This window comes from Cupriavidus sp. OTU4054, assembly GCF_038440175.1.
GTDB lineage: Bacteria > Pseudomonadota > Gammaproteobacteria > Burkholderiales > Burkholderiaceae > Cupriavidus > Cupriavidus pauculus_D.
On the sequence record NZ_JASATF010000003.1, the window covers coordinates 336,986 to 360,709 of the forward strand.

The 23,724-nt window shown below is 67.3% G+C and carries 26 protein-coding genes; 17 read left to right on the top strand and 9 right to left on the bottom strand.

Annotated features, from left to right (window positions below):
- The first annotated feature begins 83 nt into the window (after nt 1-83).
- A complete protein-coding gene (locus AAHB16_RS06355) occupies nt 84-1,004 on the top strand; it encodes a LysR family transcriptional regulator (RefSeq protein ID WP_342050379.1) in 921 nt (306 codons plus the stop codon).
- A 15-nt stretch (nt 1,005-1,019) separates the two neighbouring features.
- Here the strand turns inward: AAHB16_RS06355 and AAHB16_RS06360 are convergent, their stop codons facing one another.
- A complete protein-coding gene (locus AAHB16_RS06360; RefSeq protein ID WP_342050380.1) occupies nt 1,020-1,313 on the bottom strand; it encodes an AsnC family transcriptional regulator in 294 nt (97 codons plus the stop codon).
- Nucleotides 1,314-1,466: 153 nt separating this feature from the next.
- Here AAHB16_RS06360 and AAHB16_RS06365 point away from each other — a divergent pair, with 153 nt between their 5' ends.
- A complete protein-coding gene (locus AAHB16_RS06365; RefSeq protein WP_150376947.1) occupies nt 1,467-1,937 on the top strand; it encodes an Lrp/AsnC family transcriptional regulator in 471 nt (156 codons plus the stop codon).
- A 142-nt stretch (nt 1,938-2,079) separates the two neighbouring features.
- The gene (locus AAHB16_RS06370) at nt 2,080-2,250 is read left to right on the top strand and encodes a hypothetical protein (protein WP_191002312.1); all 171 of its coding nucleotides are present in this window, start codon (nt 2,080-2,082) and stop codon (nt 2,248-2,250) included.
- 12 nt (nt 2,251-2,262) lie between these two features.
- On the opposite strand, the gene AAHB16_RS06375 is transcribed toward AAHB16_RS06370, so the two are convergent.
- The 5 genes from AAHB16_RS06375 to AAHB16_RS06395 all read right to left on the bottom strand — a co-directional run bounded on the left by AAHB16_RS06375 (nt 2,263) and on the right by AAHB16_RS06395 (nt 7,267).
- Nucleotides 2,263-2,820 (bottom strand): hypothetical protein, encoded by a 558-nt coding sequence (locus tag AAHB16_RS06375; protein WP_342050381.1) that lies wholly within the window; start codon nt 2,818-2,820, stop codon nt 2,263-2,265.
- A gap of 165 nt (nt 2,821-2,985) precedes the next feature.
- Nucleotides 2,986-4,407, bottom strand: a complete 1,422-nt coding sequence (locus tag AAHB16_RS06380) for an HDOD domain-containing protein (protein ID WP_342050382.1) — start codon at nt 4,405-4,407, stop codon at nt 2,986-2,988.
- Nucleotides 4,404-6,311 carry a putative bifunctional diguanylate cyclase/phosphodiesterase gene (locus AAHB16_RS06385; RefSeq protein WP_342050383.1) on the bottom strand — a complete coding sequence of 636 codons (1,908 nt, stop codon included), beginning with the start codon at nt 6,309-6,311 and terminating at the stop codon, nt 4,404-4,406. Before AAHB16_RS06385 ends, AAHB16_RS06380 begins: the two co-directional genes overlap by 4 nt.
- 242 nt (nt 6,312-6,553) lie before the next feature.
- The gene (locus AAHB16_RS06390; protein WP_150376950.1) at nt 6,554-6,736 is read right to left on the bottom strand and encodes a YjfB family protein; all 183 of its coding nucleotides are present in this window, start codon (nt 6,734-6,736) and stop codon (nt 6,554-6,556) included.
- Between the two features lie 174 nt (nt 6,737-6,910).
- Complete coding sequence (locus tag AAHB16_RS06395) at nt 6,911-7,267, bottom strand: hypothetical protein (RefSeq protein WP_150376951.1); 357 nt, start codon at nt 7,265-7,267, stop codon at nt 6,911-6,913.
- A 252-nt stretch (nt 7,268-7,519) separates the two neighbouring features.
- Between AAHB16_RS06395 and mdtD the strand changes: the two genes are divergently transcribed.
- Nucleotides 7,520-8,947: a multidrug transporter subunit MdtD gene (mdtD, locus tag AAHB16_RS06400; RefSeq protein ID WP_342050384.1), complete on the top strand. Its 1,428-nt coding sequence runs from the start codon at nt 7,520-7,522 to the stop codon at nt 8,945-8,947.
- A 21-nt stretch (nt 8,948-8,968) separates the two neighbouring features.
- On the opposite strand, the gene AAHB16_RS06405 is transcribed toward mdtD, so the two are convergent.
- The 3 genes from AAHB16_RS06405 to AAHB16_RS06415 are packed head-to-tail and all read right to left on the bottom strand — an operon-like array spanning nt 8,969 to nt 11,569.
- A complete protein-coding gene (locus AAHB16_RS06405; RefSeq protein ID WP_342050385.1) occupies nt 8,969-9,937 on the bottom strand; it encodes a threo-3-hydroxy-L-aspartate ammonia-lyase in 969 nt (322 codons plus the stop codon).
- A 20-nt stretch (nt 9,938-9,957) separates the two neighbouring features.
- Entirely contained in the window at nt 9,958-10,938 is a 981-nt protein-coding gene (locus AAHB16_RS06410; RefSeq protein ID WP_150376954.1) for an ornithine cyclodeaminase family protein, read from the bottom strand.
- Nucleotides 10,928-11,569: a helix-turn-helix transcriptional regulator gene (locus tag AAHB16_RS06415; protein WP_150376955.1), complete on the bottom strand. Its 642-nt coding sequence runs from the start codon at nt 11,567-11,569 to the stop codon at nt 10,928-10,930. Before AAHB16_RS06415 ends, AAHB16_RS06410 begins: the two co-directional genes overlap by 11 nt.
- A gap of 318 nt (nt 11,570-11,887) precedes the next feature.
- Here AAHB16_RS06415 and AAHB16_RS06420 point away from each other — a divergent pair, with 318 nt between their 5' ends.
- The 13 genes from AAHB16_RS06420 to AAHB16_RS06480 form a co-directional block, all read left to right on the top strand.
- Nucleotides 11,888-13,915 carry a glycosyl hydrolase family 18 protein gene (locus AAHB16_RS06420; protein WP_342050386.1) on the top strand — a complete coding sequence of 676 codons (2,028 nt, stop codon included), beginning with the start codon at nt 11,888-11,890 and terminating at the stop codon, nt 13,913-13,915.
- Between the two features lie 10 nt (nt 13,916-13,925).
- Complete coding sequence (gene gspG, locus AAHB16_RS06425; protein WP_150376957.1) at nt 13,926-14,378, top strand: type II secretion system major pseudopilin GspG; 453 nt, start codon at nt 13,926-13,928, stop codon at nt 14,376-14,378.
- 11 nt (nt 14,379-14,389) lie between these two features.
- On the top strand, nt 14,390-15,574 hold the full coding sequence (locus AAHB16_RS06430; protein WP_342050387.1) for a type II secretion system F family protein: 1,185 nt from the start codon (nt 14,390-14,392) through the stop codon (nt 15,572-15,574).
- A gap of 3 nt (nt 15,575-15,577) precedes the next feature.
- Complete coding sequence (locus AAHB16_RS06435; RefSeq protein ID WP_150376959.1) at nt 15,578-17,254, top strand: GspE/PulE family protein; 1,677 nt, start codon at nt 15,578-15,580, stop codon at nt 17,252-17,254.
- A 19-nt stretch (nt 17,255-17,273) separates the two neighbouring features.
- Entirely contained in the window at nt 17,274-18,179 is a 906-nt protein-coding gene (locus AAHB16_RS06440; protein ID WP_150376960.1) for a hypothetical protein, read from the top strand.
- Nucleotides 18,176-18,727, top strand: coding sequence for a hypothetical protein (locus AAHB16_RS06445; protein WP_150376961.1), 552 nt, complete (start codon nt 18,176-18,178; stop codon nt 18,725-18,727). Before AAHB16_RS06440 ends, AAHB16_RS06445 begins: the two co-directional genes overlap by 4 nt.
- On the top strand, nt 18,724-19,242 hold the full coding sequence (locus AAHB16_RS06450) for a hypothetical protein (protein ID WP_150376962.1): 519 nt from the start codon (nt 18,724-18,726) through the stop codon (nt 19,240-19,242). Before AAHB16_RS06445 ends, AAHB16_RS06450 begins: the two co-directional genes overlap by 4 nt.
- Complete coding sequence (locus AAHB16_RS06455) at nt 19,239-19,673, top strand: hypothetical protein (RefSeq protein ID WP_150376963.1); 435 nt, start codon at nt 19,239-19,241, stop codon at nt 19,671-19,673. The genes AAHB16_RS06450 and AAHB16_RS06455 overlap by 4 nt, the downstream gene beginning before the upstream one ends.
- Entirely contained in the window at nt 19,670-21,565 is a 1,896-nt protein-coding gene (locus tag AAHB16_RS06460; protein WP_150376964.1) for a secretin N-terminal domain-containing protein, read from the top strand. The genes AAHB16_RS06455 and AAHB16_RS06460 overlap by 4 nt, the downstream gene beginning before the upstream one ends.
- Nucleotides 21,566-21,575: 10 nt before the next feature.
- Complete coding sequence (locus AAHB16_RS06465) at nt 21,576-22,061, top strand: type II secretion system protein (RefSeq protein ID WP_263364805.1); 486 nt, start codon at nt 21,576-21,578, stop codon at nt 22,059-22,061.
- A gap of 5 nt (nt 22,062-22,066) precedes the next feature.
- Nucleotides 22,067-22,450 carry a prepilin-type N-terminal cleavage/methylation domain-containing protein gene (locus AAHB16_RS06470; protein ID WP_150376965.1) on the top strand — a complete coding sequence of 128 codons (384 nt, stop codon included), beginning with the start codon at nt 22,067-22,069 and terminating at the stop codon, nt 22,448-22,450.
- On the top strand, nt 22,437-22,916 hold the full coding sequence (locus AAHB16_RS06475) for a type II secretion system protein (protein ID WP_342050388.1): 480 nt from the start codon (nt 22,437-22,439) through the stop codon (nt 22,914-22,916). The genes AAHB16_RS06470 and AAHB16_RS06475 overlap by 14 nt, the downstream gene beginning before the upstream one ends.
- Nucleotides 22,917-22,950: 34 nt before the next feature.
- Nucleotides 22,951-23,724 (top strand): carbohydrate-binding protein (locus AAHB16_RS06480; protein ID WP_342050389.1); only part of this gene is annotated, 774 nt, incomplete at its 3' end.

Genomic DNA, 23,724 nt, shown 5'->3' on the forward strand with positions numbered 1-23,724 from the left:
AGAAATCCAGAGTGGCGCACAGTGTCGGATCGCGGCTAGAATGAATCAAGCGACATGTTTTAAACATTATATGAATCGAATTCATGATTGAAGTCAGGCATTTCCGCTCGCTGGTAGCCATCGCGGAATCGGGCAAGCTCGCGGTGGCGGCCGAGCGTGTGCACGTGAGCCAGTCGGCGTTATCGCATCAGATCAAGGCGATCGAATCGCACTACGGCATGGCATTGTTCGATCGCACACGCCATGGGCTGCGCTTTACGCCGGCCGGCGAGCGCCTGCTCGCGCTCGCGCGCGAGTCGCTGGCCGCGATCAGCGAGGCCGAGCGCGATCTCGTCCGGCTCAAGGGCGACACGAGCGGCGAATTGCGCGTGGTGCTCGAATGCCATACGTGCTTCGACTGGCTGATGCCGGTGATGGACGAGTTCCGGCGCCGCTGGCCCGAGGTGGAGGTCGACCTCGTGGCGGGCTTTCACGCCGACCCCCTGTCACTGATCGCGGAAGGGCGCGCGGACATGGTGATCGGATCGAAGCCGCCGACGCGGCGCGGGCTCGTCGTGGCGCCGCTGTTCCGCTTCGAGATCCTGGCCGTCATCGCCAACGAGCACCGGCTGCGCAACAAGCGGCGGATCGAGGCGCAGGACCTCGCGGGCGAGACACTGATCACGTATCCCGTGCCCGAGACGCGCATCGACCTGATTCGCGAGGTGCTCGAGCCCGCGGGCATCCGCCTGCAGCGGCGCACGGCCGAGCTGACCGTGGCGGTGCTGCAGCTCGTGGCGAGCCGGCGCGGGGTGGCGGCGTTACCGAACTGGGGCGTGAAGAACTACGTCGACCACGACTATGTGCTGGCCAAGCGGATCGGGGCGAAGGGATTGTGGAGCGAGTTGTTAGCGACCGTGCCGACCGCGATGGCCGAGCGGCCTTATGTGGACGACTTTGTGTCGATCGTGCGCGATACGTGCGCGGCGGAGCTCGACGGTATCGAGCTGCTGTCCGCGGCGTGACTGGCTGCGGTGGCCTCAGGCGGCAAGCGCTTCCTTTTCCTCGCTGACCGCATCGATTCCCGCATCGATCCCCGCGTCGATTACCGCATCGACCACCGCCATGTCCACGCCTTGTTCGACACGACGCAGGAACAGCTCGAGCAGATCGGCGTCGGGGGCCTCTGTCACGAGCCGCGCGGTGCGGCCCTGCATATGAATCTGCTGCAGCGACAGACCGGTGCGGCGGGCGCTGGCGAGCACCCATTCGAGCGCGCCGAACGTGTCGGTGCCGTCGAGGCGAAGGTCGAGTTGCAGGGCTGGCAGGGACATGGCGGGTATCGGGCAGGGGTGGGCGATGGAAACAATGTACCAGCGGTGCCTCGAAATAGGCTTCTTATTTTTCTCCATTTTTTGCCGGAATGGAGATGAATCACGGGTTTAGTGTAGAGTCTGAGGGATATTCTTCTTCGGACATCGTTTTCCGTGAATAACCCTACCAAGCTCGACGACATCGATCGCCGCATTCTGCGCGAACTGCGCCGCGACGGCCGCATCTCCAACGCGAAGCTGGCCGAGCGCGTCGGACTCTCCGCCACGCCCTGCTGGAACCGCGTGCGCGCGCTCGAGGATGCGGGCGTCATCGACGGCTACGCGGCATTGCTGAACCAGAAGGCGCTCGGTTTTCCGGACACGGTGCTGATCGAGGTCACGCTGGACCGGCACGACGACGACATGCTGCATCGCTTCGGCGAAGCGCTGGCCGAACTCCCCGAAGTCCTCGAGGCGCATCTGCTGACGGGGGAGTACGACTATCTGATCAAGGTCGCGGTGGCGGGCACCGAGGGCTACGAGGAATTCCTGCGGCACAAGCTCTACAAGCTGCCGGGCCTGCGCCACAGCCACTCGACGTTCGTGCTGCGCACGCTCAAGCGCGAGCCGTCGGTACAGCCGTAGGCGAACCCCTGTCCGGGGTCAGGCCAGCGTTGCGCGTGGCGGGGGTAGGAACCGGCCTACAACGCTCTCCGCCGGTCACCGATGTCTGCCGGCGGATGTGCTGCCTACGATGAAGCAGGCTGCAACCATCCGGAGGTGTCATATGTCGTTTGCGCTATACCTGGTCGGCGTGCTGCTGCTTGTCGGCGGCATTGCATGGGGGCTCGTCACGATGGGCGTGTCGCAGGTCTATATCGGCATTGCATGCGTGATCGTGCTCGGTATCGGCATCATGTCCGCGGTGTCGCGGACACGTACCAAGGATCCGTCGTAGATCGGCGGTAGATCAGCGGCGGTTGCGGTCGCCGCGCGCGTCCAGGATGATCATCGTGCGGTCGACCACGCCGGCGTCGGTGAAGTAGACGCTGAAATGCGCGGGCTGGTACGGTGCCACATACATGCGGTACGACCATGCCTCGCGCTTCATCAGCGGGTAGTAGTTGATCGGCTCCCTCGGCCGGCCCCAGCGCTCGAGCACGTCCTGCTTGGTCCAGACGCCCGGCTTCGCCGCATAGATCTCGGCTTCCGTCAGCATTTCGCGGAAGCTCTTCAGGCGGCCGTTCGCGTCGAAATCGGCGGCGTAGATGTCGTAGCCGTACGGTTGCTTCGAGTAGATCCAGCGCGTGGTGCCGTCGGCGAGCTTGAACGTGTCGGTGGGCTCGCCGAACGTCTGACGCACGGTACTTTCGGGGCTGCCGACGAGCTTTTCCGCGGTCTGGATGGGCTGCAGCGTCGAGCAGCCGGCCAGCAGCAGCGCGGCCGCGGCCGCGGCGAGTGTGGCCCGGACGGCCACGTGCAGGAAAGGCGGACGCAGGAGGGGGGGACGATCTTGGGGGGCGGACATCTCTGGGCTCCGTACTTGGCAATGATGAGCATAGTGCATCCACGCTCCTCATAGCTGAGACAGATTGCGCGTCTGCATGTTCTTGAAACACGCGAGCGCGCCGAAATATTCCGTTCGATTCCCTCGATCCCCTCGATCCCCTCGATCCCGCCGCAGGCAGGCGAACTACGCGGCGGCCGAACGCAGGAAGCTCGCCCCGATCTCCTTCGCGAACTCGCCGACGAGTTCGAGTTCGGCCTCGGTCAGCCCGCCCGCGCAGCAGGTCGCGCCCCAGTCGCCGCACAGCAGCGCGACGCACCGGTTGCGCAGCTTGACCGGCGCGAGCAGCACCGAGCGTGCCTCGGGCATCGCGTCGCGATACCAGCGCGGTACGCGCTGGGCCACTTCGGCGTCGTGCGTGTCCTCGAACTGGAGCGGCCGCGGCGAGATCGTCGCGAAGTGAAAGATATCGGGCACGAACCCTTCTTCGAACGACAGCGCGTCCAGCTTTTCGCGCACGCCGTTGCCGAAACCGAGCCGCGCGTCGAAGCGCTTGGCACCGGGGTTCAGCACCATCAGGAACCCATTCTCGAAGTTGAGCGCGCGCATGACGCACTCCAGCGCGAGCGGCGCCATCTGTCCGATGGAGAGCGCCGCGCCTTCGCGGCGCACCTCTTCGAGGCCGACCCGCAACCGCTCGATGGCGTCCGCGGGCTTGCCTTCGGGCGCGGGCGCTTCGGTATCGGGGGCCTCCGCCTGCGCGATGGAGGCGCTGAGCGTTCCCGCCTGGCGGATGGCAAAACGGATATCGGCCGCATCGAGGCCCAGCACGCGTGCGTGCTCGCTCAGCAGGGCTTCCACGTCCTCGGGCGCGGCATCCCGCGTCATCGCGGCGGCCGCCTGCGAGGAAACCTGCGCCATGGCGCCGAGCCAGTCGGTGTGGGTCTCGATGACGGTCTCGGCCGTCACCGGGCGGTGGCTCATCGTATTGGCGATGAGTCCGGGCAGGCGCCATTTGACGGCGGCGGCCTCCGCGATCTCCGCGAGCGATACGCCGACCACCTCGACGCACGCATCGGTCTCGGCCATCTCTCCCGAGTCCGTCAGCGCCTGGATGCGTTCCCACTCGTCCGGGAAATAGAACACGAGCAACAGCCGGCTCATGTGGTACATCAACGTGCAGACGACCGCTTCCTCGCCTTCGTTGATGCCGCGCGCATTGCTCAGCGCGCGCGTGATCTCGCCCGCAACGAGCGCCTGCGTCATCGCGCGCGCGGCCTGCGGGCGGCTTGGCGCCACGCCGTGGAAATAGTCGAGCAGCTGCACGCCGAGCGTCAGATGGCTGATCGCCTCCACGCCGAGCACGAGGATCGCGCGCGACACCGTGGTCACCTCGCCGCCGAACGAGCGGTACATCGCCGAATTCGCAAGGCGGATGACCTTCTGCGACAGGCTGAAGTCCGACAGCACGCTCGAGGCCATTTGGCCGACGTTGAGGTCGCTATGCAGCGTCTTGAAGATGTTATCGACCGAATACTGCAGCGTGGGAAAGTCTCCCTGCTGCGCCATGCGGTTCCAGAGCGTCTCGAAGAAGGCGTCCTTTCTCATGCCTGCCCCTGCGACGGAAATACATCGGTCTGGCCGAGCTGCAGCGCGCCGGCGTGCAGCGCGCGCTCGAACTCGCCCGGCGGCAGTGCCTGCGCGTAGCGCCAGCCCTGCACCAGCGTGCAGCCCTGCGCGGACAGCAACTGCGCCTGCGCATCCGATTCCACACCCTCGGCGATTGCCACGAGACCGAGCTCGCGCGAGAGGGACATCACCGCGGACACGATGGTGCGCGCATGCGGGGAGTCCATCATGTCGCTGACGAAGCTGCGGTCGATCTTGAGCGCGGACAGCGGAAAGCGGCGCAGATAGGACAGGCTCGAATAGCCGGTGCCGAAGTCGTCCACCGCAAAGCGGATGCCCAGCGCGCGCAGTTCCGTGAGCAGCGACTCGGTCGCGGCCGGGTCGGTCATCAGCGCGCTTTCGGTGATTTCGAGCACCACGCGGTCCGGAGAGATACGGGCGTCCTGGATCGCGTTGCGCACGCTGTCGAGGAAGCCCGGATGGCGGAACTGCACCGGCGATACGTTGACGGACATGTGCTGCACGTGGATGCCCTGCGCATCCCAGCTGGCGAGCTGCGCGCAGGCGCAACGCAGCGCCCAGGCGCCGAGATGCTTGATCAGGCCGTTGTTCTCGGCCATCGGAATAAAGACGTCGGGCGGGATCGCGCCCTGGGGATGCTCCCAGCGCATCAGGGCCTCGGTCGCGCAGACCTCGCCGGTCTCGGGCCACACGATGGGCTGGTAATGGAGCAGGAATTCGCCGTTCTGCACGGCCTCGAACATGCTCTGCTCGATGCGGAACTGCTCGTCGAGCCGATGCTCGAATTCGGGCGAATACAGGCAATAGCGGTTTTTGCCGAGCGCCTTGGCCTCGTACATCGCAAGGTCGGCGCGGCGCAGCCACTGCGATTCCGTCAGCGGCATGTCGGCCGGATTTCCGGCGGGATTTCCGGCGGGAGAGGCGGTGCCGCCGAATGCGAGCCCGATGCTCGTGGTGATACGCACCTGGCAGCCGCCCAGATGGAACGGCTGGCGGCAGACGTGGATCACGCGCTCGAGAATGCGTATCGCTTCCGATTCGGAGTCGAGCCCCTCTAGCAGCAGCACGAATTCGTCGCCGCCGAGCCGCGCGACCATATTGCGCGAGCGCAGCGCGTCCTGCAGGCGCTTGCCGATTTCCTTGAGCAGCGCGTCGCCGAACTCGTGGCCGAGCGAATCGTTGACCTTCTTGAAGCCGTCCAGGTCCATCAGCGCCAGCGCGAACAGCTGGCCCGGCGTGCCGCGCGCCGAGAACTCGGCGATGCGCTTGCGCATGTAGGCACGGTTGCCGGCGCCCGTGAGCGGGTCCTGATAGGAGAGTTCGACGAGCTGGCGTTCGTTCTCGACCCAATCCGTGACGTCGTGACCGGTCAGCAGCAGTTCCGTGCGCTCCCCGGCGCGATCATCGACGCGGTCGTCGGTGCGGGTATTGGTGCGGTCATCGACGCGGTCATCGATGACACGGCGCGTGATACGCAGGTCGATCCAGCGGCTGCTGCGGATGCCGCAGACGAACCGGAAACGGTCGCGGCGCACCGTGCCGTCCTGCGCGCAGCGTTGCAGCAGCCAGGCCAGGCGCTGGCGTTCCTCGGCCGCGACGATATCGAGCACGGACACGCGCAGCAGGTATTCGCGGGGGTAGTCGAGCAGCAGCGCCGAGGACTCGGTGGCGCGACGGATGCGCCCGGCGGTCCCGGTCTGGAGGGCGAGGTCGCCCGTGGCTTCCAGCAATGCCCAGCCTTCGCGTTCGGCTGCGCGTTCTTCCGCACTCTCGCCCGACACCGCGGACAGCGCGTCGAGCGCCACGAAATCCCGATCGACGGGGTCGTGAGCCAGAGCCACATCAAACGTAATCGAGGTCATCGAGTTCCTCAGCGTGGGTTTCTCTGGTTCGCGTGCGTGGACGACATGAGTCGGGACCCGAACAAAAACACCGGACAAGAGCCAGCGTGCAACAACGCAATCTCCAGAAATCCACCAGGCTGGCGGCAACGAATGACAAGTAAGCGACCGATTCTAATACGAGGGCTTACGCTTGGCGATGTCCGCAGGTTGCCGGATGCCGGGCAGTTGGCGTTTTCGCACAACGCCCGGCGCCCATTCCATCAAACCTTGATGTCGATGTTCTGGCCGAGATGCGGGGGGTTGCTGGCTGGGGTGACCTGCGGCATGCCCTGAAGCAGGGCGGCCACGCCTGCGGCCTGCATGTCCAGCGCCTTGCGCAGCATCACCAGCGGTACGGGATTCGCCCCCGCATTGCTGGCCGCGCTGACAACGGAAGTATCCATGAGTGTCGTCCGATCGGTTGAGAAAAGCATGGGAGAGAACTCCCTGCATCGACCGTTAACGGCACGGTGGAAGTATTCCTGAGGGGAAGGGTGAAGGATTTTCGGAGGGGGTGTTCCCCCTCTCCCGAGGGGAGAGGGGGGCCGGCGGGCAGGGCGCCGGCTAGGGGCGCCGACTTACTTCGCGGCGGCGGCCGGAGCCTTCTTGTGGGCCGACGACTTCTTCTTGGCCGGCTTCGCGGCCTTGTCGTCGACCAGCGCGCTGGCCGTGTTCTGGCGCGCGCCCTGCGTGTACGGGTCGAACTTGTCGTTCTTGGCCGTATCCGGGACGTAGCCGTCCTTGTTGGTCACGCGATTGGCGTCGGGCGTGTAGCCGTCCTTGTTGCTGATGCGGTTCGGGTCCGGAACGTAGCCGTCCTTGTTGGTCGTCCGCATGTTGTAGTCATAGCGGTCGGCCGGATTGGCCGGGCCCGCCGCGTGGGCCATGCCGGTGGACAGCAGGGCGAGGGCGGCGAGGGCAACGATGGTCTTCATGGTGACTCCTGTCTAGGGTGGGGAATGCTCCCGAACCGATGCGCGCGCACGGGCTGCCCCTCAGCGTACCCTTGTGCGGAAGAAGTTTCCAGACACCCCCAAACCAAGGTATTACCGGTATTGCCCAACTAATGAGGGTTTCGATGCTGCGATGCATCAATTTCGCTTGTCGGCGATCGGCCGACTTGCCTCGGGGGCTTGCCGGGCATAAGGTTTCGGTTTTTGCAGCGCCCCCCATCCGGAGTTTCCCGAATGCCCACCTCTCTGCCCGACGACCGCAACCTGCGCATCATGTTGTGGGTCGTCGCGGTCGGCTTCTTCATGCAGACGCTCGACTCGACGATCGTCAATACCGCGCTGCCTGCGATGGCGGCGAGCCTCGGGGAGAGTCCGCTGCGGATGCAGTCGGTCATCATCGCGTACTCGCTTACGATGGCCGTGATCATTCCGGCGTCGGGCTGGCTGGCGGACAGGTTCGGCACGCGCACGATCTTCCAGGTGGCCATCGCGCTGTTCGTGCTGGGCTCGCTGCTATGCGCGTGGGCGCAATCGCTGACGGTGCTCGTGATCGCGCGCGTGGTGCAGGGCGTGGGCGGCGCGATGCTGCTGCCGGTGGGGCGGCTGTCGGTACTGCGGACGTTTCCGCGCGACCAGTATCTCCAGGCGCTGAGCTTCGTGGCGATTCCCGGGATGATCGGTCCGCTGATCGGGCCGACGCTCGGCGGCTGGCTCACGCAGACGTTCTCCTGGCACTGGATCTTCCTGATCAACGTGCCCGTGGGCGTGATCGGGGCGCTGGCGACCGTTCGCTTCATGCCCAATGCGCGCCTGCCCGGCATCGGGCCGTTCGACCTCGGCGGCTACTTCCTGCTCGCCACGGCGATGGTGACCCTGTCGTTCGCGCTCGATGGGCTGGCGGAACTGGGGTTCCAGCCGGCCGTGGTGCTGATGCTGCTGATCGCGAGTCTGGGCGCGCTGACCGTGTACGTACTGCACGCGCGACGGCGGCAGCAGCCGCTGTTTCCGCTGCGGCTGTTCCGCATCCATGCGTTCAGCGTCGGATTGCTGGGCAACCTGTTCGCGCGCATCGGCAATGGCGCGATGCCGTTCCTGATTCCGCTCACGCTGCAGGTGAGCCTGGGCTTCTCGCCCTTCGACGCGGGGCTGATGATGTTGCCGGTGACGGCCGCCGGCATGGGTGCGAAGCGGCTGGCGACGACGCTGATCGAGAAGCACGGATATCGGCGCGTGCTGATGACCAATACCGTGCTGGTCGGCATCGTGATCGCCTCGTTCGCGCTGATCGCGCCGGGACGGCCGCTTGCGCTGACGATCGTGCAGCTGGCGATCTTCGGCGCGGTCAACTCGATCCAGTTCACCGCGATGAACACCGTCACGCTCAAGGACCTCGGCGGCAATACCGCGAGCAGCGGCAACAGCATGCTGTCGATGGTGCAGATGCTCTCCATGAGCCTGGCCGTGACGTCGGCGGGCGCCTTGCTCTCGACGTTCCAGCAGGGTATCGGGCGCCATTCGGGCATGGCGGTGCTGCCCGCGTTCCACACGACGTTCCTCTGCCTCGGCGTGATCACGGCGGCATCGGCATGGATCTTCCTGCAACTCCCGCCCGAGGTGGCAAAGGGCACGCGCGAGGAGGTCAAGCAGGCCGGGGAGATCTGATCCCCGGCCCTGCCGGAAGCGTTACGGCTTCAGCAGTTCGCAGAAACGTTCCAGATCGACGTTGCCGCCGCTGATCACCACGCCGATGCGCTTGCCCTGCAGTTCGGGCTTGATCGTGAACGCGCCCGCGAGGCTTAGCGCCCCGGTCGGCTCGACGAGGATCTTCATGCGCGCGGCGAAGAGGCGCATGGCATCGATCAGTTGCGCGTCCGTGGCGGTGAGGATATCGGTGACATCGCGGCGGATGATCCCGAACGTGTAGTGGCCGAGGTGCTGGGTTTGCGCGCCGTCGGCGATGGTCTTCGGCGTCGGGATGTCCACGATCTCGCCGCTGCGGAACGAGCGCTGGCCGTCGTTGCCGGCTTCCGGCTCCACGCCGTAGATCTTGCATTGCGGCGCCAGCGCGCGCGTGGCCAGTGCCGTGCCCGACAGCAGCCCGCCGCCGCCCAGCGGCGTGAAGATGGCGTCCAGGGTCCCCACCTCCTCGAACAGTTCCTTGGCCGCGGTGCCCTGGCCCGTCAGCACGTCCGGATGGTCGTACGGCGGAATCAGCGTCATGCCGTGCTCCTCGGCCAGCTTGCGGCCGATCGCCTCGCGGTCTTCCTTGTAGCGGTCGTACATCACCACATTGCCGCCATAGCCTTTGGTCGCCGCGACCTTCGCGGCCGGTGCGTCGTGCGGCATGATGATCGTCGCCGGCATGCCGAGCAGGCGCGCGGACAGCGCGATGGCCTGCGCATGGTTGCCCGACGAGAACGCCACCACGCCGGCGCGGCGTTGCTCGGGCGTGAACTTCGAGAGGGCGTTGAAGCCGCCGCGGAACTTGAACGCGCCCATCCGTTGCAGGTTCTCGCACTTGAAGAACACTTCGGCGCCGAGCAGGTCGTTGACCGTGCGGGACGTCATGACGGGAGTCTTGTGCGCGTAGCCTTCGAGCCGTTTGGCGGCGGCTTCGATGTCGGCGTAAGTGGGCAAGGTGATATCGGTCATGGATCGAGGCAGTAGTGGAGTTACCAGGGCCATGCGATGGCGCACCCGACGCCGTCGGCCATGGCTCGTTCGTGGATCATGCGCCCGACGGTGAGGTCCTGCAATGCCAGGCCCGTCATGTCGAACACGGTGATATCGCCGGGCTGGCGCGCGAGGGACGCCTTGCCTGTCAGCAGGTCGCCGATCTCGGTGCACGCCACGCCGGGCGCCCATTGGCGCTCGCCGATCGTGACGGATTGCTCGCGGTCGTCGGCGACGACGATCGCGCGCTCGAGCACGCCGGCCGGCAGTTCGCGCTTGCCGCGCGTATCGGTACCGACCGCATTGATGTGTGTGCCGGGCTGCAAGGCATCGGCATCGAACAGTGGGCCGCGTCCCGGCGTGGCGGTGATGACGATGTCGCTGCCGGCGACCGCGCGATTGCCGTCGGTGTCGTGCGACACAGCGATACCGGCGGCCAGTGTGGCGATGGCGGCTTCGAACGCGGGGTCCGGCGTGCCGCCGTGGCTGACATAACGCACGGTGCGCAGCGAAGGCAGGCGCCGCAGCGCGAAGGCGGCCTGCACGCGCGCCTGCACGCCGGTACCGAACACGCACAGCGATGTGCTGTCCGGCCGCGCGAGCGCTTGCAGGCCGATGCCGCCGGCCGCGCCCGTTCGGGCGGTGGTGATCGCGTTGCCGTCGATCATGCAGACCGGGCGTCCCGTCGCGGGATCGATGAGCAGGATCGTGGCCTGATGCGGCTCGCCGCCCTGTTGCCGATTCGATGGCCAGAACCCCGCCGCCTTGAACCCCAGCAGGTCCTGCGCGGGGACGTCGCCTGCCTTGATGCCGAACACGCCGCCCGTATGCAGCGGTTCCCGGATGACGGGGAATACGCGGCCTTCGCGATCGCTGTGGAGCGTGAATGCCTCGCGCACGGCGCGCAGGACATCGTCGGGGTTCAGCAGCGACTCGACCGCGTGTTTGTCGAGCAGCAGCAGTTGGGCATCAGCGGGCATAGCTATAGACGGATGCACGCGACACGCCAAGGTGCGCGGCGATGGTTTCCATGGCGCGCCGCACGTCGAGGAGCCCGGCGGCGCGGAGTTCGGCCAGCAGCGTGCGGCGCTCGTCCGTGCGCAGCGCGCGCGGCGTGGTGGCGTGGCGCGCGGCGAATGCGTCGATGCGCGCGCGGATGGCATCGGTGCCGGCGGGGTCGAGTGTCTCGCGCGGACCGTCGGCGTCCATGCGCATGAACTGGTTCATCGCGCTCTGCAGGCCGCGGAACAGCGTGAGGTCGAGGTTCAGGCACAGCGCGGCGATATAGCGGCCGCTCGAATCCTTGATGCCGATGGACGTGCTCTTGGCCTGGCGGCCATCCGCGAACTGGTTCGCATAGTTCGCGAGGATCTGCGTGAAGTCCGGGTCGGCGATGCGGGCCATGCCGAGTTCCGTCGCGGGATCGCCGACCTCGCGGCCGGACAGGTTGTTGTGAATCGCGAGGATGGCCTGATCCGGCGCCAGCAGGTCGTGCACCACGACCTCGCAGAACGGCGCGAGGGTTTGCCCGAGGCCGTCGGCGATGCGCTCCAGCTGCTCGAGCATGGCGCGCTGTTCCGGGGTGCGGGAGGTCGTGCGGCGGGATTTCATATTTACAGTTTGTACAAGGCTGTACGAAATGTCAAGGTGGCGATCGGGCCGACTTTTTGGATCGCCTGTCTGCGCATCTTTTGAATCGTCATTGAATTGATTATATCGGGATTAAATTAATCGATGGTTCATGTTTAAACACTTGCGCAACGCATGCGGGCGGCTATGCTGATTTTACGGCTCATATGGGCGGTCTTTTCGGCTTGAATAGAGCGTTTCTGTGGCTGCAGAGGGATGATTTAACGTGTTTTTATTTTAAAGATTTTTTATAAAAAAGCGGAATTCGTAGCCGTCATAATCAGAAGAAGGGGGCGCGTCATGAAACGCTCAATGTTGCCTGCGGTATTCGCGATGATGGCCGGTGTGGCCTTTGCGCAGCAGGCCTGGCAGGAAGGTGCCACGTATGCGACGGGCACGCGCGTCACTTACAACGGGCGTCTCTATGAAGCGATGCAGGCGCATACGGCGTTTGCGGGCGCGGGGTGGAATCCGGCGGCTTCGCCGACGTTGTGGCGGGATCTTGGGCCGGCGGGGGCGCCTTCGCCGGCGCCTTCCCCTGCGCCTTCGCCTTCGCCGTCGCCTTCACCTTCGCCGACGCCAGCTCCGGCACCCACGCCGAGCCCTTCGCCGGCTCCGGCTCCGGCTGGCGGGTGCTTTGCGCCGTGGGCCGCGGGGCAGGCGTATGCGGAAGCCGGGACGCGCGTGACCTACAACGGGCGTAACTATCGGAACAAGTGGTGGACGCAGGGGGACAATCCCGCGCAGTCCGGGACGTGGGGGGTATGGGAAGATCTTGGCGCCTGCTCGGGCGCGCCCGCGCCGAGCCCGGCACCGGTGCCTACGCCGGGTCCGGCCCCGGCCCCGGCCCCAACGCCAGCCCCGAGCCCGGCCCCGACACCGGCCCCGACACCGGCCCCGACACCGGCCCCGACACCTGCGCCTGCACCGACGCCTAGCCCGGCGCCTAGCCCGGCGCCTAGCCCAGCGCCCAGCCCGGCGCCCAGCCCGGCGCCATCGGGCGGGCGCGAGGTCGGTGGGTATTTTGCCCAGTGGGGCATCTACGGCCGCAACTACAAGCTCAAGAACGTCGACACGTCAGGCGCCGCGCGCCATCTCACGTTCATCAACTACGCCTTCGGCAACGTCTACGCAAAGAACGGCGGCTACGAATGCGACATCATCACCAAGGCCGAACCCGGCGCGACCGATCCGAACAACCCGGAGGCGGGCACCGGCGGCGACGGCTGGGCCGATTACCAGAAGGGCTTCACGAGCGCGGAATCGGTGGACGGTACGTCCGACGCATGGGGCTTCGCCTGGGACGACCCGCGCAATGGCAAGGCCGGCCCGCTCAAGGGCAACTTCAACCAGCTGCTGCAGCTCAAGAAGAAGTATCCGAACCTCAAGGTCATGATCTCGATCGGCGGCTGGACGTGGTCCAAGTGGTTCGGCCGCGCCGCCTCGACCGACGCCCTGCGCAAGCAGCTGGTCTCGTCCTGCATCAACGTCTACATCAAGGGCAACCTGCCGTTCGACGCGGGCGGCAATGCCGGCGGCGACGGGGTGGGCGCGGGCGTGTTCGATGGCATCGACATCGACTGGGAGTTTCCGGGCGGCGGCGGCCAGCCGTACAACATCGTCGATCCCAACGACAAGAAGAACTTCACGCTGCTGCTCGCCGAATTCCGCCGGCAACTGGACGCGGCCGGCGCGCAGTCGGGCAAGCGCTTGCTGCTGACGGTGGCCATCGGCTCGGGCGGCGACAAGATCGCCAATACCGAGCCCGGCGAATACAGCAAGTCGCTCGACTGGATCAACATCATGTCCTACGACTACCACGGCGGCTGGGAAGCGACGGGGCCGACGGACTTCCAGTCGAACCTGTACGTAGACCCCGACAGCCCGAATGCGAAGACCGCGGTCGGCAAGACCTACAACGTCGATGCTTCGGTCAATGGCCTGCTCGCCGCCGGTGTGCCCGCTTCGAAGATCGTCGTGGGCGTGCCGCTCTACGGACGCGGCTGGACCGGCGTCTCGCCGGGACCGAAGGGCGACGGGCTCTATCAGCCCGCCACCCGGCCCGCGCCAGGCACGTACGAGGCCGGCATCGAGGATTACAAGATTCTCGTCAACAAGCCGGGCACGGTCCACGAACATCCGGTGACCAAGCAGTCGTGGAAGTTCGATGGCACCACGTTCTGGTCGTACGACACGCCAACCACCGCGCGCGTGAAAGTGAACTACGTCAAGCAGCACAACCTGCGCGGCGTGTTCACGTGGGAGCTCGATGGCGACACCGCCGACGCCGAGATCACGAAGGTGCTGGGCGAGGTCAACAGTCAATAGGCGAGGGCATATGCGAGGACATCTGCGCGCGAGATCCCGCCGGTGGCGGGACACAGGGCACCGCCGCGGCTTCACGCTGCTGGAACTGCTGGTAGTGCTGCTCATCATCGCGCTGCTGGCCGGCTATGTGGGGCCGCGCCTGTTCGGCGAGGTGGGAAAAGCAAAGACGAAGACCGCGGCATCGCAGATGAAGTCGATCGCCAACGCGCTCGACCGGTACCGGCTCGATACCGGACGCTTCCCGAGCACGGAGGCCGGGCTGCAGTCGCTGATGACCAATCAGGGCAACGTCACGGGCTGGGATGGGCCGTACATGAGCAGCGAGATGCCGGCCGACCCGTGGGGCAGGCCCTACGTGTACCGCAGCCCCGGCGACGGCGGCAAGGACTACGACTTGCTGACGCTCGGCGGCGACGGGAAGCCAGGCGGCACCGGCGAGGATCAGGACGTGGTCAGCAAGTAGCAGGGACCGGCATGCAATATCGGATACGGGGCAGGTCGGACGCCGGCGAGCAGACGCTCGAGATCGAGGCGGAAGACGAAGCGCAGTTGCGGAGCACGGTGGAGGCCATGGGAATGGAACTGGTGGAGATCCTGCCTGAGAAGCGCCGCGGCGCGGCATTCGCGTTCCGCAAGCCGGTGTTCGACAGCGCGTTGTTCACGCAGGAACTCATCGCACTGCTCGATGCCGGACTGAGCCTCGTGGAAACGGTGGAGACCCTGCGCGACAAGGCCGGCGAAGGGATCAACCGCGCCGTGCTGACGCGCATCGTGGGCGCGCTGTACGAGGGCCTGCCGCTGTCGAAGGCGCTCGAGCAGCAGCCCGATCAATTCCCCGCGCTGTACGTCGCGACGGTGGCGTCCGCCGAGCGCACGGGTGCCCTGTCGGAGGCGCTCAAGCGCTACCACCACTACGACGCGCGGCTCGCGGTCGTGCGCAAGAAGGTGGTGTCGTCGATGGTCTATCCGATGATCGTGATCGCCTCGGGCACCATCATCATCCTGTTTCTCGCGTTCTACGTGGTCCCGAAGTTCAGCAGCGTCTACGAGTCGATGAAGGACATTCCGGCCTCCGCGCGCGTCATGCTGTGGTGGGGCCGGCTCGTGCACGCGCATGGCATGGTGTTGCTGCTGGCGATGGTCGCGAGCCTGGCCGGCATGGTCATGGCATTGCGCACGCAGCGTGCCCGGGCATGGCTCATGGGCATGATGACGCGCCTGCCGAAGCTGGCGCAGTACCAGCACCTGTTCGCGCTCACGCGCTTCTATCGCACGATGGGCCTGCTACTGTCCGGCGGCATGCCCGTGGTGGCATCGATGGAGATGTCGGCGCAACTGCTGCCCGCGACCATGCAACCCTCGCTCGCGCGCGCGCTCGACGACGTGCACGCGGGCAAGTCGCTGTCCGCCGCGCTGCCGGCGGCCGGGCTGACCACGCCGGTGGCCGAGCGGCTGATCCGCGTGGGCGAGCAGAGCGGCGAACTGCCGAAGATGGTGACGCGCTCGGCGGAGTTCTGCGACGAGGAACTCGACCGCGCGATCGATACGCTGATGCGCGTGTTCGAACCGGTGCTGATGCTCGTGGTCGGCGGCATCGTGGGGACGGTCATCTTCCTGCTCTACATGCCGATCTTCCAGCTCGCGGGCAGCGTGGGGTGAAACATGGCAACCGATCATGGCCAGCCCGCGACGGTCGCCGACCCCCGGTCGATGCAGGCACGCCTCTGGGAGGAATCCGACAAGGATGCCGCCGAGTATCTGCGCCGCGTGCATGACGCATGCGGCCTGCGCGGCATCGATGCGGAGACGCTCGACACGCTGACACCGTGTTTCGACCTCCTGCCGTTTGCCGAAGCCATGGCTCACGATTGCCTGCTGGCGCGCGAGGCGGCCACGCCCGGCGGCGAGGGCCCGCTGCTGCTGATTCTCGCCAATCCGTTCCTGCCGGAACATCGCGCATGGGCCCTGCAGCGGCTGCGCGCGCGCTTCACGTTCGCATTCTGCGTGCCCACGGAGCTATCGACGTTCCTGGCCATGCACGAGGCGGCTCACCCCACGCTCGATCCGGTCAGCGGCGGACTCGAGGACATCCGCGTGGGCGAGGCCGGGGTCGAGATCACGCTCGCGACGCTGGCGGCCGACGTGCATCCGGTCGTCCGCCTCGTGAACTCCTCGCTCTACGACGCGCTCAAGTACCGTGCGTCGGACATCCATATCGAGAGCGTGGCCGGCGGGCTCGTGATCAAGTACCGCATCGACGGCGTGCTGCAGACGACGGGCCGCGCGAACGGCGCGGAGGTGGCCGAGCAGGTGCTGTCGCGCCTCAAGGTCATGTCGGAACTCGATATCGGCGAGCGGCGCGTGCCGCAGGACGGGCGGTTCAAGGCGCGCATCAATCATCGCGAGATCGATTTCCGTGTCTCGATCATGCCGTCCGTCCATGGCGAAGATGCCGTGCTGCGCGTGCTGGACAAGCAGCGCGGCGGCAAGGAGGCGGCGCCGATGCGGCTCGACGCGATCGGGCACGAGGACGATATCGTCGCGGCCATCCGTGCGATCGCACATGAGCCGTACGGGCTGATCCTCGTGACGGGGCCCACGGGTTCCGGCAAGTCCACCACGCTCTACGCCACGCTGACCGAGATCAACACCGGCGAAGAGAAGATCATCACGATCGAGGACCCGGTCGAGTACGAACTGGCGGGCGTGCTGCAGATTCCGATCAACGACAAGAAGGGCCTGACGTTCGCGCGCGGCCTGCGTTCGATCCTGCGGCACGACCCCGACAAGATCCTCGTCGGGGAGATTCGCGACGGCGAAACGGCCGGCATCGCCGTGCAGGCCGCGCTGACGGGGCACCTCGTGCTGACCTCGGTGCACGCGAACAACGTGTTCGCGGTGCTCGATCGCTTTCTGCATATGGACGTCGATATCCATAGCTTCGTCGAGGCGATGCTCGGCGCGGTGGCGCAGCGGCTCATGCGCAGGATCTGTCCGCATTGCGCGATCGACGATGCGCCGCCCGACGATGCGCTGCTCGCCGCGTCGTGCCTGACGCGCGCGGATGTGGCCGGCTGGCGATTCCGTCGAGGCGCGGGGTGCGATGCGTGCCGCAGGACCGGCTATCTGGGCCGGCAGCCCATCGCCGAGGTGTTGCGCTTCAACGATGCCATCAAGCAATGCTTCGTCGAGCGCCGTCCCGTGGGCGAACTCAAGCAGGTGGCGCGCGACAACGGCTTTATCCCGATCCGGCAGGTCGCGATGCGCGCGGTCGCGGACGGCAGGACCACGCTCGCCGAAGTCAACCGCGTGACGGTGGTCGAAGCCGCGCGCCCGTAGGCGCGCGAGGAGGGGAATCATGCCGCAGTGGCTCAACCAGTCGCGGTCCGTGATGGATCGTGCCGCATCGTCCGGGCGCCGCTGGCGCGAGAGGCTCGCGAAGTCGTTCATGGCGCGTGGCCGTGCGCACCGGGCGCTGGCCTGGCACAGCAGCGTGGAGATCTGGCTCGATGGCGAGCGTGGCTGCGCGCTCGGCGCATCGGGCACGGGTGGGCAGGCAATACCGCTCGCGAGCAGTGGCGACGTGGCGGCGGCGCTCGCGGTACTCGAGGCACTGGCGCCGAAACCCGCGAAGCCCGGCCTGCACAGGCTGGGCGTGATCGTCGGCGCGCCGTTCGTCTGTTATTTCCCGCTGGCATGGCGACCGTTGCCGACCCCCGCCGAATGGATCGCGCAGGCGCGGATGCAGTTCGCGCGCGGCGGCTTCGGCAATCCGGCCGGATGGCGCTTTGTCGTGCCCGACGCGGCATGGGGCCAGTCACGCCTGGCCGCGGCGATGCCGGAGGCGCTGTGCGCGGGAATCGAACGGCTGTGCAGCGCGCGCAAGCTGCGTGTCGCCGCGATCGAGCCCGGGTATGTGCGCGCGTGCACGGACTGCGCGGCGCGCATCGAGGATGGACGCATCGCCGTGGTGGAGCTCGAGGATATCGATGCGGATGGCGCGATCGCGCACTGCGGGTTCCGCGCGCAGGGTCAGTGGACCGCCTTCGTCACGCTGCCGGTGGCCGGCGATATCGGCGAGGCCATGCGCGATGCGACGATGCTGTGCGCGGTGCCCGAGCCCGAGCGCACGTACGTGATCGGCTCGGTGCGGGCCGAGGGCCGCGACCGGCGGGGACGCCCCGGCCGGCGTGAGGACGTTGCGGTGGCCGGCGCGGCCGGGCTCACCCAGTGGCTGCCGGCGCCATGGGATATCCCGCTATGAAGACCGCGGCCATCGACTTCCGCCAGGGCAATCGTCCGCCGCCGGGCCCGGGCCTGATGGCGATCGGGTTGGGCATCGCCATGCTGGTGGGCGCGCTGCAGTATCTGGCGGTATTGCAGGAGCAGGGGCGCGCGCTCGATGCGCGCGACGATGCCATTGCCGCGCAGGAACGCCAGCGGCAGGCCATCAGCAAGGCGCACAAGAATCTCGAGAATCCGCGCGCGCAGGAACTCATGGCCTTGCAGCGCTACGCGACCGAGCCCGCGCGGCACCTGATCGAACGCGGCTGGCGGCCCAATATCGCGCTGCTGTCGGTGGAAGTGGCCACGGCCACGCGCGAGATCAACCTCGTGTTCGAAACCCGGAGCGCGCAGGAAGCGCTGTCGTTCGCGGACTGGCTCGAGTCGCAGCCGAACACCGAGCGCATGACGGTCAAGCGGCAGGTCGAGAAACCGGGGCCGCCCATCAAATCGGTCGAGACCGCGCTGCAGGTCATCTGGCGGCCATATCGCGGCATGCCCGCGCCAGCTGACGAGGGGGCGCCGTGACGCGATGGATATGGGAACTCCGCCGCGCGCGATGGCGCTTCGGCACGTTCGGCTGGCTCGCGCTGCTGCTGATGGCGGTGGCGGCGGGCGTGGCCGCGCTCGAGATCCTGCCGATGCGCGCCGACCTCGCGCGTCGCGCGGAGGAACTCGCGGCGCGCGAGGCCAAGCTTGCGCATGCGCCGACGCCGGACCCCGACGTGGCCGGCAGGACGATGACCGCCGACCAGCGCTTCTCGGTGTTCCTGCACAGCTTTCATGCGATCGCGGGCAAGCACGGCCTGTCGGTGCCGCAGGTCACGTATCAGACCGTGGCCGAGGACGAGGCGTCGCTGCGGCGCTACCTCGTGGAGGGCACCTTCACGGGTGCGTATCTGCCAATCCGCATGTTCGTCTCGGATCTGCGGCTGCTGCGCGGCGTGCGCATCGAGCGCGTGACCCTCTCGCGCACGGGTATCGACAAGACGCAGCTGGATGTTCGCATCAAATGCTCGTTCCTGGTGGAGGTATCGCCGTGAGAGGCGGTTCGTGGCCCGTGGCCGTGCTGCTCGGGCTTGCCAGTATTCCCGTCGCCGCCCAGCCGGGTGGGGCGGGGACGATGGGTGGGGAGCCCGGCGTGATCGATCTGTTCCCGAGCCAGTCGTGGATGCCGCCGCCCCCGCCACCGCCGCCTCCACCGCCGCCCCCGCCACCGCCGAAGGACCCGCCGCCGCTGCCGTTTCTCGTGCGTACGTTATGGCTGGACCCGCGCGGGGACGTCTATGTGGTGCTCACGGCGGGCGCGCAGGAATTTCGGGTCTGCGCCGCGTGCCAGAACAAGGGTTTCCTGCGCGCGGGCAGTACGTTGCTGGGCGCCTACCGCGTCGAGCATGTCACGCGGGACGAGGTCCAGCTGACCTATCTGCCGATGAAGCGGCGGCAGTCGATACCACTGGGAGGCGGCAAATGACACGGCTCGGCATGGTTACGGCGCGCACGCTGGTGCTGCTGCTGCTCGGCTCCTGCGCCGCGGACATGCGGTACCACGAACTCGACGCGAAGCTCGCCGGGCTGCCGCCCGACGAGGCCCTGCAGGTGCTTGCCCAGACGTCCGCGCAGTATCCGGACGATCTGGATATTCGCAGCCGCTACTATCAGCGGCGGCGTCAGGTCATGGACGACTATCTGTCGCGCGCGGTGGTGGCCTACGAGGCGGGCGACGCCGCGCAGGCGCGCGCCTTCGCGCAGCGCGCGCAGCAGGCCGCGCCCGGCGACGACAACCCGTCGTCGATGATCGAATGGATCAACCGGCAGGCGCCGATCGACATGGCCGTCGCGCATGCGGAAGCGGTGCGCGGAGAGCGCCCCGAGGAAGCGCTGGCCATCGTCGCCGACGTGCTGGCCAAACAGCCCGGCAATGCGCGCGCGTCGCGGTTGCGCAGCGAACTTACCGCGCCCAAGGGACAGGACCTCGGTCCGCAGCTGTCGCGGGACCTGAGCCAGCCGATTACCGTGCAGTTTCGCGACCAGCCGCTGATCAGCATCTTCGAGCTCGTCTCCAACATCACGGGCCTGAACTTCACGTTCGATCGCGAGGTGGTGGCCACCACGCCGACCACGATCTTCGCGAGCAACACGCCGGTGCGGCAGGTGCTCACGCTCGTGCTGCAGGCCAACCAGCTCGCCAGCAAGATCGTGAGCGGCAATTCGCTGCTGGTCTATCCGAAGCGCCAGGACAAGGAGGCCGAATACCGCGACCTCGTGGTGCGTACGTTCTACCTGCAGAACGCGCAGGCGCCGCAGGTGCTGGCCATGCTCAAGCAGATGGTCAAGTCGAAGGACCTGATCCTCGACGAGCGCACCAACGCGATCGTCATGCGCGACACCGCCGAGGCGATCAAGGTGGCCGAGCGGCTGGTGGCCGCGCTCGACGTGGTGCCCGCCGAGGTCGTGATCGAGGCGCAGATCCTCGAGGTCACGGCATCGGACCTGCTGCAGCTCGGCATCCTGTACCCGGGCCGCATCGACTTTACCGCGCAGCCGCTGCCCGACGCCAACGATCCGACGGCCCGCGTGCCGGGCGTGCTGACGCTCGACCAGCTTCGTCATATGAACAGCAGCGACATCCTCGTGCGGCTCGGCGCGCCGTCGGTGGCGCTGGATATCCTGCAAAGCCAGGGCAAGACCAAGACACTGGCCTCGCCGCGCATCCGCGTGCGCAATCGCGAGAAGGCCAAGGTGCTGATCGGCGATCGCCTGCCCGTGGTGACGACCACGCTGTCGAGCAACTTCAGTTCGGAGAGCGTGAACTACCAGGACGTGGGCCTGACGCTCGAAGTGGCCCCCGTGATCGTCGGCAGCAGCGAGGTGCAGGTGAAGATGCGGCTCGAGGTGTCGAACGTCACCGATACGATCACCACGAGCAGCGGGCTGATCGTCTATCAGATCGGCACGCGCACGGCGGAGACCGTGATGAGCGTGCGGAACAACCAGACGCAGGTGCTCGCGGGACTGCTCCAGCGCAATGAGCGCAACGCCGGGCAGGGGCTGCCGGGACTGAGCCGCATTCCGCTCCTCGATCGCGTCTTCGGCACGCGGACCAACGAAGAGCGGCAGACCGAGCTCATCCTGCTGCTGACGCCGCGCGTAGTGCGTCATCAGGAGATTCCCGCCGGCAATATCGTCACGTTCGACTCGGGCACGGAAGGGCGCATCACGACCGAGCGCGACATCATTTCGGGCGATATCCGCATGCCGCCGCGTCTGGGTGGACCCGCGGGTTCGGCGCCGCCGGCCGCGCCGCCATCGGCGCCGCCACCGATGGCGCCAGCGCAAGCCGCGCCGCGGCCGCCGGGGCAGTAGGAGCGTCACCGTGCGATACATTCGATATCCCGCGCGCGGCTTCACGCTGGTCGAGATGCTGGTGACGCTCGCGATCGTCGCGATGCTTGCTTCCGTCGCGCTGCCGTTGACGCAGGTGGCGGCACAGCGCACGAAGGAGGAGGAGCTCAAGCGCATGCTGTGGAAGATGCGCGATGCGATCGATGCGTACAAGGCGGCCGCGGAGGCCGGCAAGATCGATCGCACGATTGGCGACAGCGGTTATCCGGCGACGCTCGAAACGCTCGTGGAGGGCGTGCCGGACAAGACCAGCCCGACCAAGGCGCGCATCTATTTCCTGCGTCGCATTCCGCGTGACCCGATGTGCGATTGCCCGAGCACCGCGGATGCGAAGACGTGGGGCCGCCGCAGCTATGCGAGTCCGGCCGATGCCCCGCGCGAGGGCGTGGATGTCTACGACGTGTATTCGCAGTCGGCCGATGTCGGGCTCAACGGCATTCCTTACCGGCAGTGGTGACGGCCATGCGTGTTTCCGACGCGGCCCGCAGGGCCTTCACGCTGATCGAGCTGCTGGTGGTCCTGGCGATTCTGGCCACGTTGCTGACGCTCGTCGTGCCGCGTTACTTCGGGCAGACGGACAAGGCGCGCGACACCGTGCTGCGCGAGAACCTGACCGCGATGCGCGATTCGATCGACCGGTTTCGCGCGGACGAGGGGCGGTATCCGGGCTCGCTCGACGAGCTCGTGCAGAAGCGTTATCTGCGCGAGATTCCGCTCGATACGGTGACGCAGAGCCGTGCGACGTGGAAGACGGTGCCCGCGCCCGATGGCAAGCCCGGGGTGTACGACGTGCGCAGTGGCGCGAGCGGGAAGGGGAAAGATGGGACGGACTATGGCTCGTGGTAGGCGGGCGCGCGGGTTCGGGATTATCTGGGCGCTGATGTGCGTGGCGCTCATGGGGATCTGGCTCGCGCGCGTGGGGGAGATGTGGAGCACGCTCGCGCAACGGACGCGCGAGGAGGAGTTGCTGCGCAACGGCCATGCGATTCACGTGGCGATTCGCGGTTACGTGGCGGCGGATGCGAGCGGTGCGTATCCGCGGGAGTTCGACGATCTGCTGGCCGATCCTCGCACGTCGTTCGCGCGGCGGTTTCTGCGCGCGCGATATCGGGATCCGATGGCCGAGGGGAACGGCGACTGGCAGGTGGTACGCGGGCCCGCGGGCGAGTTGTACGGCGTGTACAGCAACGCGCCGGGCACGCCGCTCAAGCAGGACGGGTTTCCCGACGAGTACGCGAGTTTCTCTCTGCAGAAGCACTACAGCGAGTGGAAGTTCGTGCATTACCCGAGCGGCAGCATGATGCGGCGCTGAGGGTTGCGCGCGCGGCAAAGGAAGGAGGACGGTCATGGCATTCCATCACAGGACCCTGCCGCTGCTGAGCGCGGCGCTGGTGCTCGCCACGGGGACGGCGTTCGCGCAGGAGGCATGGCGCGAGGGGGCGACGTATGCGCCGGGGGCGCAGGTCACGTACAACGGGCGGATGTATCAGGCGCTGCAGGCGCATACGGCGTTTGTGGGGGCGGGGTGGAATCCGGCGGCGTCGCCGACGTTATGGCGGGATATCGGGGCGGCGGGCACGCCGACGCCCGCGCCGTCGCCAGCGCCTTCACCGGCACCCACGCCCACGCCCGCGCCCACGCCCACGCCCGCGCCCACGCCCACGCCCACCCCGTCCCCGTCCCCGTCCCCGTCCCCGAGTCCGTCCCCGAGTCCGACCCCGAGTCCGACCCCGAGTCCGACCCCGAGTCCGACCCCGTCCCCGGTCCCAGCTCCGTCCCCGGTCCCAGCTCCGGCCCCAGCTCCGTCCCCGGTCCCAGCTCCGGCCCCGGCCCCGTCCCCGGCCCCGGCCCCGGCTCCGGCCCCGAGTCCGTCCCCGGCCCCGGCGGGCGGGTGCTTTGCGGCGTGGGCCGCGGGGCAGGCGTATGCGGAGCCCGGGTCGCGCGTGACCTACAACGGGCGTAACTATCGGAACAAGTGGTGGACGCAGGGGGACAATCCCGCGCAGTCCGGGCCATGGGGCGTATGGGAAGACCTCGGCGCGTGCGCCGGCACGCCCGCCCCGGCCCCAGGCCCGGTCCCGACACCGGCCCCGACACCGGCCCCGACGCCGGCCCCGACA